This is a genomic window from Aeromonas sp. AE23HZ002T15 (assembly GCF_054165525.2).
On the sequence record NZ_CM201342.1, the window covers coordinates 3,647,265 to 3,665,218 of the forward strand.

The 17,954-nt window shown below is 61.5% G+C and carries 16 protein-coding genes; 9 read left to right on the forward strand and 7 right to left on the reverse strand.

Annotation, left to right across the window (positions count from 1 at the left end):
* Window positions 1–11 precede the first annotated feature (11 nt).
* The 3 genes from nqrF (at window position 12) to nqrM (ending at window position 2,594) form a co-directional block, all read left to right on the forward strand.
* Window positions 12–1,235, forward strand: coding sequence for an NADH:ubiquinone reductase (Na(+)-transporting) subunit F (gene nqrF, locus ACT5M9_RS17075; protein WP_438550260.1), 1,224 nt, complete (start codon window positions 12–14; stop codon window positions 1,233–1,235).
* Between the two features lie 3 nt (window positions 1,236–1,238).
* The gene (locus ACT5M9_RS17080; protein WP_457980186.1) at window positions 1,239–2,276 is read left to right on the forward strand and encodes an FAD:protein FMN transferase; all 1,038 of its coding nucleotides are present in this window, start codon (window positions 1,239–1,241) and stop codon (window positions 2,274–2,276) included.
* Between the two features lie 93 nt (window positions 2,277–2,369).
* Entirely contained in the window at window positions 2,370–2,594 is a 225-nt protein-coding gene (gene nqrM, locus ACT5M9_RS17085) for a (Na+)-NQR maturation NqrM (protein ID WP_438550258.1), read from the forward strand.
* 79 nt (window positions 2,595–2,673) lie between these two features.
* Here nqrM and ACT5M9_RS17090 read toward each other — a convergent pair whose 3' ends face one another.
* Window positions 2,674–2,880, reverse strand: a complete 207-nt coding sequence (locus ACT5M9_RS17090; protein WP_457980184.1) for a hypothetical protein — start codon at window positions 2,878–2,880, stop codon at window positions 2,674–2,676.
* Between the two features lie 129 nt (window positions 2,881–3,009).
* On the opposite strand from ACT5M9_RS17090, the gene dinB reads away from it, so the two are divergent.
* The 6 genes from dinB (at window position 3,010) to rlmM (ending at window position 9,614) form a co-directional block, all read left to right on the forward strand.
* A complete protein-coding gene (gene dinB / locus ACT5M9_RS17095; RefSeq protein ID WP_457980182.1) occupies window positions 3,010–4,062 on the forward strand; it encodes a DNA polymerase IV in 1,053 nt (350 codons plus the stop codon).
* Window positions 4,063–4,128: 66 nt separating this feature from the next.
* The gene (locus tag ACT5M9_RS17100; RefSeq protein ID WP_457980180.1) at window positions 4,129–6,270 is read left to right on the forward strand and encodes a methyl-accepting chemotaxis protein; all 2,142 of its coding nucleotides are present in this window, start codon (window positions 4,129–4,131) and stop codon (window positions 6,268–6,270) included.
* Window positions 6,271–6,566: 296 nt separating this feature from the next.
* Window positions 6,567–7,487 (forward strand): transcriptional regulator GcvA, encoded by a 921-nt coding sequence (gene gcvA / locus ACT5M9_RS17105; RefSeq protein ID WP_349921331.1) that lies wholly within the window; start codon window positions 6,567–6,569, stop codon window positions 7,485–7,487.
* Window positions 7,480–8,115 carry an alpha/beta fold hydrolase gene (locus ACT5M9_RS17110; RefSeq protein WP_457980179.1) on the forward strand — a complete coding sequence of 212 codons (636 nt, stop codon included), beginning with the start codon at window positions 7,480–7,482 and terminating at the stop codon, window positions 8,113–8,115. The genes gcvA and ACT5M9_RS17110 overlap by 8 nt, the downstream gene beginning before the upstream one ends.
* A 25-nt stretch (window positions 8,116–8,140) precedes the next feature.
* On the forward strand, window positions 8,141–8,527 hold the full coding sequence (locus ACT5M9_RS17115) for a DUF423 domain-containing protein (protein ID WP_457980177.1): 387 nt from the start codon (window positions 8,141–8,143) through the stop codon (window positions 8,525–8,527).
* Window positions 8,520–9,614, forward strand: coding sequence for a 23S rRNA (cytidine(2498)-2'-O)-methyltransferase RlmM (gene rlmM, locus ACT5M9_RS17120; RefSeq protein WP_457980176.1), 1,095 nt, complete (start codon window positions 8,520–8,522; stop codon window positions 9,612–9,614). Before ACT5M9_RS17115 ends, rlmM begins: the two co-directional genes overlap by 8 nt.
* 109 nt (window positions 9,615–9,723) lie before the next feature.
* Here the strand turns inward: rlmM and ACT5M9_RS17125 are convergent, their stop codons facing one another.
* The 6 genes from ACT5M9_RS17125 to ACT5M9_RS17150 form a co-directional block, all read right to left on the reverse strand.
* The gene (locus ACT5M9_RS17125) at window positions 9,724–10,167 is read right to left on the reverse strand and encodes a hypothetical protein (RefSeq protein ID WP_457980174.1); all 444 of its coding nucleotides are present in this window, start codon (window positions 10,165–10,167) and stop codon (window positions 9,724–9,726) included.
* A 118-nt stretch (window positions 10,168–10,285) separates the two neighbouring features.
* Entirely contained in the window at window positions 10,286–11,293 is a 1,008-nt protein-coding gene (locus ACT5M9_RS17130) for an isocitrate dehydrogenase (protein ID WP_457980173.1), read from the reverse strand.
* A gap of 149 nt (window positions 11,294–11,442) precedes the next feature.
* Window positions 11,443–12,258: a flap endonuclease Xni gene (xni, locus tag ACT5M9_RS17135; protein ID WP_457980171.1), complete on the reverse strand. Its 816-nt coding sequence runs from the start codon at window positions 12,256–12,258 to the stop codon at window positions 11,443–11,445.
* Between the two features lie 135 nt (window positions 12,259–12,393).
* Window positions 12,394–13,749 carry a nucleotide 5'-monophosphate nucleosidase PpnN gene (gene ppnN, locus ACT5M9_RS17140; protein WP_457980169.1) on the reverse strand — a complete coding sequence of 452 codons (1,356 nt, stop codon included), beginning with the start codon at window positions 13,747–13,749 and terminating at the stop codon, window positions 12,394–12,396.
* Between the two features lie 157 nt (window positions 13,750–13,906).
* A complete protein-coding gene (locus ACT5M9_RS17145) occupies window positions 13,907–15,508 on the reverse strand; it encodes a GGDEF domain-containing protein (RefSeq protein WP_438550247.1) in 1,602 nt (533 codons plus the stop codon).
* An 82-nt stretch (window positions 15,509–15,590) separates the two neighbouring features.
* Window positions 15,591–17,861, reverse strand: a complete 2,271-nt coding sequence (locus ACT5M9_RS17150; protein ID WP_457980167.1) for a hypothetical protein — start codon at window positions 17,859–17,861, stop codon at window positions 15,591–15,593.
* Window positions 17,862–17,954: the final 93 nt, after the last annotated feature.

Here is a 17,954-nt window from a genome sequence, read left to right on the forward strand (position 1 = left end):
AGGAAATATAGATGGAAATTATTCTGGGTGTGGTCATGTTCACCGTGATCCTGCTGGCCCTGGTGGCAGTCATTCTGTTCGCCAAGTCCAAGCTGGTGACCGCGGGTGACGTGACAATCAGCATCAACGGCGACCCGGCCAAGGCTGTCACCAGCCCGGCGGGTGGCAAGCTGCTCGGCGTTCTGGCCGGCAGCGGTATCTTCGTCTCCTCTGCCTGTGGCGGCGGCGGTTCCTGTGGTCAGTGCAAGGTGCGGGTGAAGGCCGGCGGCGGCGACATCCTGCCGACCGAGCTGGACCACATCAGCAAGGGCGAGGCCCGTCATGGGGAGCGTCTGGCCTGTCAGGTCACAGTGCGCTCCGACATGGACATCGAACTGCCCGAAGAGATCTTCGGGGTGAAGAAGTGGGAATGTACCGTCATCTCCAATGACAACAAGGCCACCTTCATCAAGGAGCTCAAGCTGCAGATCCCGGATGGCGAGAGCGTGCCGTTCCGCGCCGGTGGTTATATCCAGATCGAAGCCCCTGCACACCATGTGCAGTACAAGAACTTCGATATTCCCGAGGAATATCGCGGTGATTGGGATCGCTTCAAGATCTTCGAGCTGGAATCCAAGGTCAATGAGCCGATCATCCGTGCTTATTCCATGGCCAACTATCCGGAAGAGTTCGGCATCATCATGCTGAACGTGCGGATAGCGACCCCGCCGCCGAGCAACTGGACTGCGCCTCCCGGCCAGATGTCCTCCTACATCTTCAACCTGAAGGCAGGGGACAAGGTGACCATCTCTGGTCCGTTCGGCGAGTTCTTCGCCAAGGACACCGACGCCGAAATGGTGTTCATCGGCGGTGGTGCGGGCATGGCGCCGATGCGTTCCCACATCTTCGATCAGCTGCGCCGTCTGAAGACCAAGCGCAAGATGAGCTTCTGGTACGGTGCCCGTTCCAAGCGCGAGATGTTCTATGTCGAGGACTTCGACATGCTGGCGGCCGAGAACGAGAACTTCACCTGGAACGTCGCCCTGTCTGATCCGCAACCGGAAGACAACTGGGACGGCTACACCGGCTTCATCCACAACGTGCTGTTCGAGAACTATCTGAAGAACCACGAGGCGCCGGAAGATTGCGAGTTCTACATGTGCGGGCCTCCCGTCATGAACGCGGCCGTCATCAACATGCTGAAAAACCTCGGCGTTGAAGATGAAAACATCCTGCTGGATGACTTCGGTGGTTAATCCATGCACAGCGTTGTAAAGACCTGGCTAGCCTTCGGGCTAGCCTTTTTCTTGACTGGGTGCGGTCAGGAAACGGTCCAATCCAAGCCGGAGATCCACATCACCGGCAGCACCATGGGTACCTACTACTCCATCAAGGTGGCGGATGATGCCGTCAAGGATGGAGCCAAATTACAGGCCGAGGTCGATGTCCTGCTGGAGCGGGTCAACGATCAGATGTCCACCTACAGGCCGGACTCCGAGCTGTCCCGCTTCAACCAGCACAGGGACAACACCCCTGTGGTGGTCTCCCGGGACACCGCACGGGTGGTGACCGAGGCCATGCACATCGGCCGCGAGAGCCGCGGCGCGCTGGACGTGACCGTGGGCCCCCTGGTCAATCTGTGGGGCTTTGGCCCGGACGCGAAGCCGACCAAGGTGCCGTCCGATGACCTGATCAGCCAGACCCGCCAGAAGACCGGACTCGGCAACTTGCACGTGATCACCTCCGCCGATGCGGATACCCTGCAAAAAGACATCCCGGATCTCTACGTGGATCTCTCCGCCATCGCCAAGGGCTTCGGGGTGGACAAGGTCGCCGAGTATCTGGAATCCCAGGGGGCGCGCAACTACCTGGTGGAGATCGGCGGTGAGCTGCGCCTCAACGGGGTCAACGGCAAGGGGCACCCCTGGCGGGTGGCCATCGAAAAGCCGACCGCCAATGCCGGCACCGTACAGGAGGTGATCCAGCCGGGGGACAATGGCGTGGCCACCTCGGGGGACTATCGCAACTACTACGAGCTGGATGGCAAGCGCTTCTCCCACACCATAGATCCGCTGACGGGCAAGCCCATCCAGCATCGCATGGTGTCGGTGACCGTGATCCACCCCTCCTGCATGACCGCAGACGGGCTGGCGACGGCGCTCACCGTCATGGGACCGGAGAAGAGTCTGGCCTATGCCAAGGAGCAGGGGCTGGCGATCTTCGTGATCACCAAGACGGATACCGGCTTTGAAGAGTCCTACTCGGATGCCTTCAAGCCCTATCTGGTGAAAAAGTAACGGACGGCCATCCCCCGGGGGTGGCGGTTTCGACGCATTCAATGCACGGGTGCCGCCAGGCGGCATCCGGTTAAACAGTAAGGGGGTAATAGCATGCAGACTTTTCTGATCACCTTCGGGGTGTTTCTGGCGGTGGTGGTGGCCATGGCTATCGGCTACATCTTCCAGAAGAAGACCATCTCCGGCTCCTGTGGCGGCCTCGGCACCATAGGGATCGAAAAGGAGTGCGACTGCCCGGAGCCCTGTGACAACCGCAAGAAGAAGATGGCCAAGGAAGAGGCCCGTCGCAAGATGCTGGAAGAGCACCGCATCATCTGATCCGCGTTGTCGCGATGAAACCTGTGATGGCGAGCCGACCCCGTGGTCGGCTCGTTTCTTTTGGGGCAGGGAGCCAGGGTCAGTAATCGTATTGCTTGCAGGATTTTTTATTGAATTCGGCCTTCCTGCGGGCCAGCTCCTCCCGGGTACCCAGCTCATCCCCCTGCGCGATGGCCTTCTCCAGTATCTCGATGCGCTCGAACAGCCAGCTGCATTCGGCGGTCGGGTAATCTTTCGCGATCCCCGACAGCGGCAACAGGCAGAGCGCCAGCCAGATTGCTTTCATCCTTCCTCCTCCTTGAGTCTTGTATGGATGGTGCCTTCGGAGTCTAGATGCCTCCCGTGCCCCCGTGACTGGCAGAAATAGCAGGGCTGGGGTAGCATGGAGATGTTTCCTGTCTATTTATACAGTGGTATGCGCAAGATCATTCACATCGACATGGACTGCTTCTTCGCGGCGGTGGAGATGCGGGACAACCCGGCCCTGAGAGAGGTGCCGCTCGCCATCGGTGGCTCCGCCGATCGACGTGGGGTCATCTCCACCTGCAACTATGTGGCGCGCCGCTTCGGGGTGCGCTCCGCCATGCCGAGCGGTCTGGCCAAGAAGCTCTGCCCGCCCCTGGTGCTGATCCCGGGTCGCATGGCGGTCTATAAGGAGGTCTCCCGCCAGCTGAGGGCCATCTTCCTGCGCTACACCGAACTGGTGGAGCCCCTCTCCCTCGACGAGGCCTATCTCGACGTCACCGACAGCCCCCACTGCGGCGGCAGCGCCACCCTGATGGCCGCCGAGATCCGCGCCGCGATCAAAGCCGAGCTGGGACTGACCGCCTCCGCCGGGGTGGCCCCCAACAAGTTCCTGGCCAAGCTCGCCTCCGAGCAGCGCAAGCCGGACGGCCTGTTCGTGATAAGGCCCCAGGAGGTGGACGAGTTCGTGCGCCTGCTTCCCCTGGCTAAGTTGCCCGGCATAGGCCGCAAGACCGCCGATCGGCTGGAGTCGCAAGGCCTTTATTCCTGCGAAGATGCCAGGGCCATGAGCCACGAGGAGCTGGTCACCCGCTTCGGCAAGCTGGGGGAGATGCTGACCGGTCGTATCTGGGGTCAGGACGATCAGCCGGTACAGGCCTCAAGGGTGCGCAAGAGTGTCGGGGTGGAGACCACCCTCAGCAGCGACGTGCTGGACGAGGAGGCTTGCTGGGTCGTGCTGAGCCAGCTCATTCCCGAGCTGGAGCTGCGTTTTGCCAAGGCCTGCCCCGCCGAGATGCTGATGGGGCAGGGGATCAAGCTGAAATTCGCCGACTTTCAGCAGACGACTGTCTATCGCAAGGGCAGCTATCAGGCCGCCCGCTTCCACGATCTGCTGCACGAGGGACTGCATAGGGCTCAAGGAAAACCCATTCGCCTGCTCGGCCTGGTGGTCGGGCTGCCGAGCGCCGGGGAGCGTAATCAACTTAGTCTGGATCTCTGCTGATTTAGTTAAGTTTCTGTTTCCAAATCCGATACAGTGGTTACATCTGTAGAAGTTAGGAAATCATGCATGAGTTCTCTTTCTGTTCAGGGACGGATCACCCTGATCGCCGGTTGTTGCCTCCTGGCCAGTGCCGCCGCACTGGTCGCCTCATCCCTCTTCAACGCGGCCCGTATGCAGGAGCAGGTGCTCGCTTCCACGACCCTGGAGGCGCAGCACGCGGCAGAAAACTGGATGCAGGCCATGGGCGCTACCCAGGCCGCCCGGGTGACCAGCTACCTCGATGAGGCCTATTTCCGCGCCACCCTGCTGGCCGAGAATATCCTGTTCCAGCGCAAGAATGCGGCTGACAACTTTGTCCATTCCGAGGCGCTGCGGGGCGCCGTGAATCAGCAGTTGCAGGATGCGGCGGAATCCTCCGCCAACCTGATCGGTGTCTATGGCGTGTTCGAGCCCAATCAGCTCGACGGCGAGGATGCGAACTATCAGGGTTCGACCGCCCTCGGGGCCAACGACAAGGGGCGCTTCTCCAGCTACTGGGCCAGGGTGGATGGCAAGGTGACCCTAGAGGTGATGAACGAATCCGTGCTGGCGGATGCCAAGCCGAGCGCCAACGGTCATCCCGAGAACGAGTGGTACAGCTGCAGCATCCAGTCCCGCGCCCTCTGCTTGCTGGAACCCTATCTCGACGAGGTGGGGAGTCAGCAGGTGCTGATGACCTCGGTGACGGCCCCCCTGCTGGAAGAGGGCAATCTGCTCGGCATGGTGGGGGTCGATATCTCGCTGACCACCTTGCAGAGCCTGGTGGAGGAGATGGACAAGACCCTCTATAACGGCCAGGGCAAGGTGTTGCTGCTCAGCCACGAGGGACGGGTCGCCGGGGTGGAGGGCTTCCAAGTCGCGCCTGGCAGCACTCTGGGTGAGCAGAACAAGGGGCTGGTGGGCGATCTCACCGGCTGGCTCGCCAAGGGGGAGGTGGTGACGCGCTGGAGCCCGGACGGCGCCCTGCTGCAGACCTTCGTGCCGGTGCGCATGCGCGGCACGGATCGCAAGTGGGGCATCTACATCGAGCTGCCCCGCGCCGTGGTGCTCGCCTCCGCCCTGCAACTTCAGGGGGATCTCGAGAGTCAGTCCGATCGCAGCGTGGCTTCCCAACTGCTCATTGGCGGCGTCATCTCGCTGCTCGCCCTGCTCTGCATCTGGTGGATGGCGCAGCGTATCGTCGCCCCTATCCGCACCGTGGTGGCCCGCCTCAAGGACATCGCCAGTGGGGAGGGGGATCTGACCCAGCGCATCAACTTGCAGCAGGACGACGAGATCGGTGAGCTGGCCAAGTGGTTCAACAACTTCCTGGACAAGCTGCAGAGCACTATCAGCCAGGTGATCGACACGGTGGCGGGCACCCGGGCCAGCGCGGTCCAGGCGGCGCAGGGGGCGGATCGCACCAGCGCCGGCATGCAGGCTCAGTATCAGGAGGTGGATCTGGTGGCGACCGCGTTCGAGGAGCTGAGCGCCACCGCCTTGCAGGTGGCGGGGGATGCGAACTCGGCGGTACAGGCCGCGAATCAGGCCGACCGGGCCGCCCAGGAGGGCAAGGCCGTGGTGGCGGATACCCAGGATGCCATGTCCAGGCTGATGGTGGTCATCAGCGATGCCAAACCGGTGGTGGAGCGGCTGGCGGCCAACAGCGACAACATCAACGACATCCTGGCGGTGATCCAGGGCATCGCCGAGCAGACCAACCTGCTGGCCCTCAACGCAGCCATCGAGGCGGCACGGGCCGGGGAGCAGGGCCGCGGCTTCGCCGTGGTAGCCGACGAGGTGCGCAACCTGGCGGGACGCACCCAGAACGCCATCGTCGAGATCCAGAATCTGATCAGCCAGTTGCAGTCGGGCACCGAGGCCGTGGTTAAGGCGATCATGACGGGCCACAGCCAGGCGGACGTGACCCTCACCAAGGTGGAGTTGTCGGTGAGCGTGCTGGAGCAGATCATCCAGGCGGTCAGCACCATCCATCAGATGAACGAGCAGATCGCCACGGCGGCCCAGGAGCAAAGCGGGGTGGCGGACGAGATCAATCGCAACGTCAGCAACATCCGCGAGGTGAGCCACAGCATCCGGGCCGAGGCGGCGACCTCAGCCGATAACGGACGGGAATTGTCGCAACTGGCGGATAAGCAGCAGCAGCTGGTGGGGCAGTTCCGGGTGTAGTGAAGAGTGTAGGGATTACAAAAAAGGCGCCATCCAGATGGAGGCGCCAAACACATTCAGATGACAGACTGGGTTAAATCGCATTGATTTAGCCCTTTCTTCCCGCAGAGGAAGAAACACAACACCACAATCGTTGTCGGCCCGCTCACAAAAACCACATGTAAACCAACATGGAAGCAAAGAATGCGAGCCATATGGCAACGGATTGCGAGGCGAATTATGTTTATTCACTGGTCGACCCGCAACCGACAATTTATAATGCGCCCCATTAGAAAAATTCATCGTCGGCCGATCCCATGTCTCGTCGTTTACCTCCGCTCAATGCACTGAAAGCGTTTGAAGCCGCGGCTCGTCACCTGAGCTTCACCCGGGCAGCGGAAGAGCTGTTCGTGACTCAGGCCGCCATCAGCCACCAGATCAAGGCGCTGGAAGAGTATCTCGGCATCAAGCTGTTTCGCCGCAAGAACCGCTCCCTGCTGCTGACCGAGGAGGGGCAGAGCTACTTCCTCGACATCAAGGACATCTTCGCCTCCATCTCCGAGGCCACCGACAAGCTGCTGGCCCGCAGTGCCAAGGGGGCGCTCACCGTCAGCCTGCAGCCGAGCTTTGCCATCCAGTGGCTGGTGCCCAGGCTGGTGAAGTTCAGCGAGCGTCACCCGGACATAGACGTGCGGATCAAGGCGGTGGACATGGACGAGGGGTCCCTTACCGACGACGTGGATGTGGCCATCTATTACGGTCGTGGCAACTGGCCCGGGCTGCGCTCGGACAAGCTGCACACCGAATACCTGATCCCGGTCTGTGCCCCCTTGCTGCTGAGCGGCCCCAAGCCTCTGCGCACCCCGGAGGATCTGACTCGCCACACCCTGCTGCACGACACCTCCCGCCGCGACTGGAAGGCTTGGTTCCGCCAGCTCGACATCGATGCGCCGAACGTGAACCAGGGGCCCATCTTCAGCCACTCCACCATGGTGATCCAGGCGGCCATCCACGGTCAGGGGGTGGCGCTTGGCCACAGCGTGCTGGCCCAGCCCGAGATAGAGGCGGGCCGCCTCATCTGCCCGTTCGAGCAGGTGCTGGTGAGCAAGAACGCCTTCTACCTGGTGTGCCAGGAGCAGCAGTCCGATCAGGGCAAAATAGTCGCCTTCCGCGACTGGATGCTGGAGCTGGTGGAGCAGGAGGAGGCCCGCCGGCGGGCCCGGCTCGCCGATGGTTGAGGCACTGGATGTGATCCGGGAGGGGGCGAGCGACGCCCCCGTTCGCATTCTGCTGGCCCATGGCGCCGGCGCGGGCATGGAGCACGACTTCCTTTCCCGGCTCTCGGCCCTGCTGGCGGGGCCCCAGATCGAGGTGGTGCGCTTCAACTTCCCCTACATGAGCAAGCGCGCCCAGGATGGCAAGCGTCGTCCGCCGGACCGGCAGCCCGTGCTGCTCGCCCATTGGCGCGAGATGGTGAAAGCCTTTGCCCACCCCAGGCTGTTTGTGGCGGGCAAGTCCATGGGCGGGCGCATGGCGGCGGAAATTGCCGACGAGATGAATGCTGCAGGATTGCTCATTCTCGGGTATCCTTTCCACCCCCCGGCCAAGCCCGACAGCTGGCGGGGCGAGGTGCTCAAGCAAATACAGACGCCGACCCTGCTGTTGCAGGGGGAGCGCGACACCTTCGGCAGTCGCGCCGAACTGGTCGATTTCCCCTTCTCACCCAACCTATCGGTCCACTGGCTGACCGATGGTGACCATGGCTTCAAGCCGAGGAAGGCGAGCGGCCTCAGCGAGCAGGATAACTTGCAGCGGGCGGCAGACAGGATAATCGACTTTATCGCCGCGACCCCTAACCTGGGTTGATGGCGAGGAGAACAAGGAGAGAGGGATGCATATCCAGCGACACTGGCTGGTACTGGCCGGGTTCTTCGGCCTGACGGCGACCATGCTGGGGGCCTATGGGGCTCACGGACTGGCGGCGACCGGGATCACGCCCGAGCGCCTGGCGGCCTTTCACACCGCCGTGCAATATCAATTTTTTCACGCGCTGGCCCTGCTGATCCTGGGTTGGTGCGGCGTGCGTGGCAAGGTGATCACCTTTGCCGGCACCGCCTTCGTGCTGGGGATCCTGGGATTCTCCGGCAGTATTTACGCCATGGTGCTGCTCGGCAGCAAGGGGCTGGGGCTCATCACTCCAGCTGGTGGCCTCTGTTTTATGTTGGGATGGGCGGCTCTGATCTGGGCCGGCTGTCGTCTTGGAGGAAAGAATGAATAATCTGCTGCTGTATTGCCGCCCGGGTTTTGAGAAAGAGGCGGCGGCAGAGATCACCGAGCGTGCCGGCAACATGCAGTGCTACGGTTTCGCCCGGGTCAAGGACGACAGCGGTTATGTGATCTTCGAGTTGTATGACGAGGAGCAGGCGGATCTGCTGGCTCGCAAGCTGCCGTTTCGTGAACTCATCTTCATCCGCCAGATGCTGGTGGTGACCCATGAGCTCAAGGATCTGGATCTCTCGGATCGGGTCACTCCCATCATAGAGGCGACCCAGGAGTACGCCATCTGCGGGGATCTGCGGGTGGAAACCGCCGATACCAACGAGGCAAAAGAGCTGTCGGCCTTCTGCCGCAAGTTCACAGTGCCCTTGCGCCAGGCCCTGCGTGGCAAGGATATTCTGACCAAGAAGGAGACGCCGCACCGCCCCGTGTTCCACGCCTTCTTCCTGGCGAATGATCACCTGATGCTGGGTTACTCCTACTCGTTCAACAACTCCGAATTCCACATGGGCATACCGCGCCTGCGTTGCCCGGCGGACGCCCCGAGCCGCTCCAGCCTCAAGCTGGAAGAGGCCTTCTACGTGTTCGTGCCAAAAGAAGAGTGGGGTATGCGCCTCACCTCCGGTATGAAGGCGGTGGATCTCGGCGCCTGCCCCGGCGGCTGGACCTATCAGCTGGTGCGCCGCGGCATGATGGTGACCGCGGTGGACAACGGCATGATGGCCCAGTCCCTGATGGACACCGGCCAGGTCAAACACATCCGTGACGATGGCTTCGTCTGGCGGCCGAGCAAGAAGAACACCTACTGGCTGGTGTGCGACATGGTGGACAAGCCGGCCCGGGTAACCCACATGGTGGCGGACTGGTTCAGGGAGAACGACTGCCAGGAGGCGATGTTCAACCTCAAGCTGCCGATGAAGAAGCGCTACGCCGAGGCGGTGCACAACATCGAGGTGTTGCGCGGCCTGCTCAAGGAGATAGACAACGCCTTCGTCATCCAGGCCAAGCAGCTCTATCACGACCGCGAAGAGATCACCGTACACGTCTACAACAAGTACTGGGTCTCCAAGCTGGAAGCCAAGGCATAAGGCATTCGCCTGCGCCCTGGGCGCTAACTAGGGTTATGAGGCCGATGGCATAAGCCGAAAAACGAAACCGGACGGGGAGACCCGTCCGGTTTCGTGCTATCTGGGGTGTTCAGAAGCGATAATCGACGCGCATCATGGACTCGTCGTCCGTGATCTTGAGTTCCACCTGCAGGGGAATGGTCTTGTCGCTCGGGTTGAACTGCATCTTGACCCCGTCACCCCGCAGCTTGACCGCGGTGTTGATGCCGCTGACATTGAACTTGATCCTGGGTTTTTGCTTCTCGAAGGAGAGGGTCACGCTCTTCTCGGCGGTCAGGTTCAGTTTCTGGTAGGGGGTGATGCTGCGGGCGCCATTGCTGTCGGTCATGACGTCCACGCCAAAGGAGAGCAGTTTGGGAGCCTTGAGCAGGTCGTTGGTATCGATCTTGGATTGCCAGACTTGTTTGGCAGGCTCGGCACTCTGGGGCGGTGGCGTCAGCCAGGCATTGTCGATGGGCCTGTCCAGGGCCATGGCTGCGCTGCTGAAAAACAGCAAGATGAAGGTAGCACGCATAGTGGATCTCCTTATCCTCCCTTTGAACATAGTATCCATCTGGTGAGGGGGGTAGGGGGATCCGGGATAAAACAAAGGGAGCCGAGGCTCCCTTTTTAAATCAATAAGTTGTGTTCGATTACAGGCGGTCGATGATAGCCTGGGTGAACTCGCTGGTAGAGGCTGTGCCACCCAGATCCCGGGTGACGCGATCACCGGATTCGATAGTGGCTCGTACCGCCTCGCGGATGCGCTCGGCCTTGTCCTGCATGCCGAGATACTCCAGCATCTGGATGGCGGCGAGGATCACCGAGGTGGGGTTGGCTATGTTCTTGCCCGCGATATCCGGCGCCGAGCCGTGTACCGCTTCGAAGATGGCCGCTCCTTCACCGATGTTGGCGCCAGGGGCCATGCCGAGGCCCCCCACCAGGCCGGCGCAGAGATCCGAGAGGATATCGCCGAACAGGTTGGTGGTGACCATGACATCGAAGCGCTCCGGGTACATGACCAGATTCATGCAGGCGGCGTCGACTATCATCTCCTCGCTCTGGATGTCCGGGTAACGGGCGGCAATCTCGCGGGCCACTTCCAGGAACAGGCCGGAGGTGGACTTGAGGATGTTGGCCTTGTGGATGATGGTGACCTTCTTGCGTCCTTCCTGGCGTGCCAGCTCGAAGGCGAAGGTGACGATGCGCTCGGCCCCGTCACGGGTGATGATGCTCATCGCCTCGGCGCTCTGGTTGTCGCTGCTGCGCTTCTGGCCGGCGCCCGAGTACATGCCCTCGGTGTTTTCACGCACCGTGATGATGTCGATGTTGTCGTAACGGCTCTTGGTGCCCTTGAAGGAGATGACGGGGCGCACATTGGCGTAGAGGTTGAACTTCTTGCGCAGGGAGACGTTGATGGAGGTAAAGCCACCGCCGACCGGGGTGGTGAGCGGGCCCTTCAGGCTGACCTTGTTCTTCTCAATCAGGTCGAGGGTGGCCTGGGGCAGCAGCTCGCCGTGCTTCTCCAGAGCGACCAGGCCGGCGTCCGCATATTCATAGTCAAAATCACAACCGGCGTGGTTGAGGATCTGGATGGCGGATTCGATGATGCTGGGGCCAATGCCGTCGCCCGGAATGACGGTAATTTTTCTTTTTGACATGAGGCGTATCCACTTCTAGGGGACAGAGGGGGAGGATTCGGCGGTTTTATACCATTTTTGCACCACTTTCTCCATGTTTCTTTACATACCTCCCATTTATATCAACAGTCCCCCGGGCGTGGCTTGGGCGTTGTGCTGTCCGGCCTCACTCAGGGTTCAGCATCGATCTGCGGCGGGTAACGGATATCTTTCAGGTTGAAGCCGAGGGGGATGTCCCGTTGCAGCCGCACCAGGCGCTGGGCCAGCAGGGCCTCGCCTCTGTGCTGGCGCAGTTTGAGCAGCGCCTTGCCGGCAGCCTCCTGCTCGCAGGCGATGAGCAGGCTGGCGAGATCCCCGTGCGCTTGCAGCAATTGGGTGGCGGTCTTGGGGCCTATGCCGGGCACCCCCTTGATGTTGGAGCCAGCGATGCCGGTCAGGGCCCAGAAGTCCACCAATTGCTCGGGAGCCACCCCATATTGTTGCTGGACGAAGGCCGCATCCAGCCAGCGCTTGTTGAAATAGTCTCGCACCCGGATCTGCGGGCAGATGAGCTGGCAGAACCCCTTGTCGGTGGAGATGATGGTGGCCCTCGCCCCGTGCTGGGCGACGCCATTGGCCAGGGTGGCGACAAGATCGTCCGCCTCGTCGGTCTCGGAGAGCAGCGCATCGACGCCGCACTCCCAGAAGGCATCCTGCAGTTCGGCCAGCCCCTCCTTCAACTCGGCCGGCATGGGGGTTCGCCCCTCCTTGTAGGCCGGGTAGATCCCCTTGCGCCAGCTCTGCAGATCGCTCTCTCCATCGAAGACCGCGATGACGTGGGTCGGCTCGCTGCTGGCCAGCAGCTTCTTGCTGGTGTTGATGAGATTGGCACGGGTAGCGAGCAGTGCCTGGGCCGGGGTGAGCCCCTGCTGGGCCTGCACCGCATGCAGGCGACGGATGAGGTTGAGGGCATCGATGATGAGCAGGTGTGGCCTGGGCTGTGACATGGGGCTCTCTCGAAGGTCTGGGGTCCCATTGTAACAATTGAGGGGCATGATGCTAACCCTCTCTTGGCGCAAGGTCTTGATAATGAAAGAGGAGCCTCTGGGCTCCTCCTTGGACGGTCGCGTATTCCCGTTTGCCTATTTCACGATCTCGTAGCAGGGGATGTACTGGCTGCCTGGCAGCTTCATCCGCTGCTGCCTGACGAAGCTCTCCAGCAGCCTGTCCATCAGGTGCATCATCTCCTTGTCCCCGTGGATCTTGAAGGGGCCCTTCTTCTCGATGGCACGGATGCCCCCTTCCTTCACGTTGCCGGCGACTATGCCCGAGAAGGCGCGGCGCAGGTTCGCCGCCAGCAGCTGGGGCGGCTGGTTGCGGTGCAGATCCAGGCTCGCCATGTTGGCGTGATCCGGTTCGAACGGGAGCTGGAACTCGGGCTCGATCCGCAGGGACCAGTTGAAGGAGTAGGCATCCCCCACCGACTTGCGGTACTCGCGGATCTTGGGCATGGCCTCCTTCATCACCCGGGCGACCTCGGGGGCATCGCCGATGATGATGCGATAGAGGCTGGTGGCCGTCTCCCCCAGGGTGGCTTTGACGAAGTCGTCGATGGCGCGGAAGTAGTCGGCGCTCTCCTTGGGACCGGTCAGCACTATGGGGATGGGTTGGCGCTCGTTGGCCGGGTGCATCATGATGCCGAGCAGGTAGAGCAGCTCCTCGGCGGTGCCGACGCCCCCCGGGAAGATGATGATGCCGTGCCCCAGGCGCACGAAGGCCTCGAGCCGTTTCTCGATGTCTGGCAGGATCACCAGCTCGTTGACGATGGGGTTGGGGGGTTCGGCGGCTATGATGGAGGGTTCGGTCAGGCCTATGTAGCGGCCGTTGCGGACCCGCTGCTTGGCGTGGCCGACGGCGGCCCCCTTCATGGGACCCTCCATGGCACCAGGACCGCAGCCGGTGCAGATGTTGAGCTCCCGCAGCCCCAGTTCATTGCCCACCGCACGGGTGTACTGGTATTCCACCTCGTTGATGGAGTGGCCGCCCCAGCACACCACCATGTTGGGATCGGCGCCGGGCAGGATCGCCTTGGCGTTGCGCAGTATGGCGAACACCACGTTGGAGATATGGGTGGAGCTGGTCATGTTGACCTGGCGGTTGGATTCCAGCTGGGTGGTGACATAGAGGATGTCTCGCAGCACGGAGAAGAGGTGCTCCTGAATGCCGCGGATGATCTCGCCATCGACGAAGGCATGCTCGGGGGCATTGAACAGCTCGAGTTTGACCCCGCGCTCGCGCCGGATCACGTGGATATCGAAAGACTTGAAACGCTCCAGTATCTCCTTGGAGCTGTCGGTGTGGCTGCCCGAGTTGAGCACCGCCAGCGAACAGTTGCGAAACAGTTGATAGATATCGCTGGAGGCGGTCTGCTTGAGGCGATCCACCTCGAGTTGGGACAGCAAGTCCATGCTGCCGACTGGATTGATGTGGGTGATCATAATTTCCCCTTCACTCGCTTGTTATCGTTGTGTTTTCCCTGGGGAGAGAACGGGATGCAACAGCATCCCTCGTCTTCGATAGTAGAGGCAAGGAGTGGGGGAGGGGAATAGGGGGCGAGTGCGTTTGTGCGCTTTTTGACCGCTAGTCAGGCCGGGTTCAGTCCAGATTGACCTGATCCCGTCCCGAGTGCTTGGAGCTGTAGAGCGCCTTGTCGGCCCGCTCGAAGGCGTCCGTGGCGTGATCCCCCGGGCGGAACAGGGTGGCACCGATGGAGATGGTGATCTCGACCCGGGTGTCCCTGAACCGGAACGGGATGTTCTTGACGGTCTGGCGCAGGTTCTCGAGGGGCTTGAAGTATTTGTCCGGGTTGATGTTGGGCAGCAGCACCACGAACTCCTCCCCCCCGAAACGGGCGATGAAGTCGGTATCTCGCAGGGCCTTCTGCAGCGCCTTGGCGACCACTTTCAACGCCTTGTCACCGGCCATGTGGCCGTAGTTATCGTTGATGTTCTTGAAGTGATCGATGTCGATGATGGCCAGACACAACGGGGTGCCGTAGCGCAGCCAGCGCTTGTATTCGAGCTCGATCCGCTCATCCAGCGCCGCCCGGTTGTGCACCTGGGTCAGGCTGTCCAGGAACAGCTTGTGTTTCTGGATGGTGAGCCGCTTCTTGTACTCGGCGGTCTCCTCCTTCATCAGCCGCAGCTTGGCTTCCATGTTGGAGAGGTGGGTAAGCAGGTGGCGCTCGCGCCCGGCCATGGCCTCCCTCTCCTGCTGCAGGCGGCGGATGGTATCCAGATGCTCGCCGATGGCACCCTTGAGGGCCGCCGGCGAGTCATGGATGGTCAGGGTCTGGTCGATGGCCGTCAGCTCCCGCTCCAGGGCCTGGCCGCTCAAGTGGGTCGCGTTCTGCAGCGCCCGTCCCTCGTCCAGGGTTTCGGTGAAGCCGAAGTGGACCGAGGAGAGGCTCTCGTTCAGGGTGCTGAGGAAGGTCTGGGAGGCCTTGCGCTCCTCCCGGGTGCCTTCGATGATGAGCTCGATGATCTGCAGGCAGATCTCGGCCAGCAGCTGCGGGGTGACGCCATTTAGCAACTGGCGGCGAATGTCCGCCAGGCTCTCGCCGATGGCCCCGGCGAAGTCGAGCTCGGTGATGAGTCGCTGCAGCTCGTCGGCAATCTGGGCGTGGGCCTTCACATCGAAGGGATCGGACGCCTCGGGGGAGGAGAGCTCGGTGGCCATCTCCTGGGTAGGGGCGAGCAGTGGCTGGCGGGGCAACAGCTGGATCTTGATGGCCTGCTGGTAGAACTCCAGCAAGCGGATCACCTTCCTCTGATGATCGCCGATGCCATACCCCTTGGGACTCGCCAAAAACTCCTTGAGGGAGCGGCGGCTCTCTTCCGGAAATCCCTTGAGTTGCTTGAGCTGCTTGCTGCCGAGCTCGATGGCGGACAGGGTCAGGCCGATGGACTCTTCCAGCGCGTTGCTGTGCTGTTGCAGCAGTTTCTCGATGAGCGCCAGGTCCCCATCGAGAGAGGATAGGGGGGGGTTGCCGTCCAGTTTCTGCCTGAGCTTGGCGAGCCGGTTGTCCAGCTCACGATCGTGACCGTGGCAGGCCTGCATCAGTTTGCCGATAAACTGGATGCTGCGGGTTCGTTCGGCATCGGAGAACGAGGCCATGCCGTCGAGCTCCTGCTGTTTCTGCTGGAGGGATTCCCTGAGTCTTGCCAGTTGTCCTGTTACGGCAGCGATGTCATTCATTGTTCAGGTCGCCCTGTTGTCATTATCGTTTTTGTGTCGTCCAGCAACAGTAAGCCAATGAAAGACCCCGTTGAGTACCTTTTTACGGGTTATCCAGCACTTTCGTCCGTGCGAGTGCCTGCCAATTAACCCATTGCTTTTCATGAGAAGAATTTACTTTTACCAGTCCCTTGTCAATCGCCATCAAGCAGCATTGCCACACATCGCCATTAAAGAATGCGGCCTGCTGGCAATCGATGGCGGCCAGCTCCAGCCAGACGCTCTGCCGGTGTTTTTCGCTGAGTTGCATGGCCCCGGACAGCGCCAGATAGCAGAGGTCAAACAGGCCGTGATGATCGAGCGCGGTCGCCGCTTTGGGCAGGAAGGGGTGGCTGACGATGCCCAGGCTGATGTGCCTGTCGAGCTCATAGTCGCAGGGGAAGGCGGCGAGCTTTTCCAGCAGCTCCTGCGCCAGCTGGTGCAACTGGGCCACATGGCGCTGCGGCACCACATAGAGCAGGTGACCCTCGCGCAAATCGTAGATGCGTCCGTCCCTGGGGGTCAGCTTGTTGACGTAGTCGCCGAAGGCCTGCTCTATCTCCCGGCTGACCTGGTAGCCGTGCTGCTCCTGGCTGCTGATCAGGAAGGGGACCCGGAACAGCAGGTAATGCAGCTTGTCGTCAAATTCGCTGCTGGCACGATCGCTCAAGTACCAGCGCTCGGATTTCTGCTGGCGTTTGGCCATCTCCCGCGGCCAGCGGCTCATCAGCCGCTGCCAGTTGGCCAGACCGCTGCGCGGCTCGACCAGGAGGGCCTCCCCCAGCTGCTTGGCGTTGAGGCGGGCGACCCTCAGCTTGAGCCAGAGGGTGAAGAACAGGTAGATGAAGAGCGCCAGCAAGAGGCCTGTGCTGACACTGGACCAGAGGTAGCGCTCCTGCTGATGTTCGCTGGCATCGAGCTTGTTTTCCAGCTCCTTGACCTGCTGCGCTCGCTCCACCTGGGCGTAGTTGTCGCGCACCGCTTCCTGCTCCAGATCCAGCTGCTGCTGGCGTACCAGCTCGCTGCGCTGGTGGAACTGCTTGTAGCTGTTCAGCGCCTGCTTGAGGTAGCCCTTCTGCTCATAGGCGATGGCCAGCAGGCGGAAGATCTCCAGCTGGCGCCGGATATCGCCGGTGCGGTTGGCGAGGCTCAGGGCATTCTCCAGCTGCAGGATGGCGATGCCCGCCTCCTGCTGCTTGAGATGCAGCTCACCGAGTAGCAGCAGGGTGTCGATGAGGGAGGACTTGTCGTCCCCCATCTCGTGGGACTGGCGGGCGGCGTTGAGATAGTTGCGGGCCAGGGTCAGGTTGCCGGTCTGCAGATAGGTCTTGCCTATCTCGAACTTGAGGTGGGCGATGCGGGTGCGGTCATTGCCCTCGTCCAGCAGATCCAGCGCATTGAAGAAGTAGACCAGGGCCATGTTCATCTCACCCTGATCCCGGTTGAGGCTGGCCAGCACGATCAGGGCATCGCTCAGCAGGGAGGGGTTGCCGAGGGCATGGAAGTAGTTGGCGGCCTCATTGGCATATTGCAGCGCCTTCTGGGGCTCCTGTTCCTCCTGATAGAGCTGGACCATCTGGTTCGACAGCAGGCCGAAGAAGAGCGGATCCTGCAGTCCCCTGGCCTGCTGCTGGGCGTCTATGTATTCACCGAGGGCTAGCTGGGGCTGCTTGAGGGCATGATAGAGGTCGCCGCCGACGGCGCTGACCCAGGCCTGGGAGAGCGGATTCTTGGCCTCTCTGGCCCAGCGCCTGGCGTCGGCCAGCTGCTGCTTGGCGGTGTCGAATCGCTGCCCCTCTATGCTGGCGTTGATGTGCAACAGGCGGCTGTAGACCTGAAGTTGGCTCTCTTTGAGGCTTGGATTGGTCAGCAGCTTGTCCAGCTCATCGAGCAGGATGGCGCTGGCGTTGTGGGACCTCTGCTGCATGTTCTGGCTGCGGATCTTGAGGTAGAGGCCGTGGGCCTCCAGCTCGAACTGCTGCTCCTTCCTCGCGAGGGTGATGCCCCGATCGAGGGACTCTTGCGCCTCTCTGGACTCGCCCAGCTGATCGAGACACTCCCCTTTCAGCAGGTGGGCTCCGGTCGCCTGGGTGGCGGTGCCGTAATTCAGCATGGGCTCGCGGTAGCCATATTCCTGGCGATTGCTGATGACCTGTTTGGGGTTATTGGCGGTGCGTTCGAGGAAAGAGGAGGCCAACTGGACGCATCTGGCGGGATCGGTCAGCACCAGGGTCTGGGCCTGCTGCAGATCGATCGATAACTGCTCCTTGGTCAGATCCAGATCCGGAGCCGACAGGGAGGTCATCATCATTGCCAGAAAAAACAGTTGATTCATTGGATTAAGAACGGCACAGAGGTGCAGGCATGTTATCCAAGCCGACCCCTGTGCGTCCACAATTTACTGAGGGATGGGGGGCATCAGCCATCC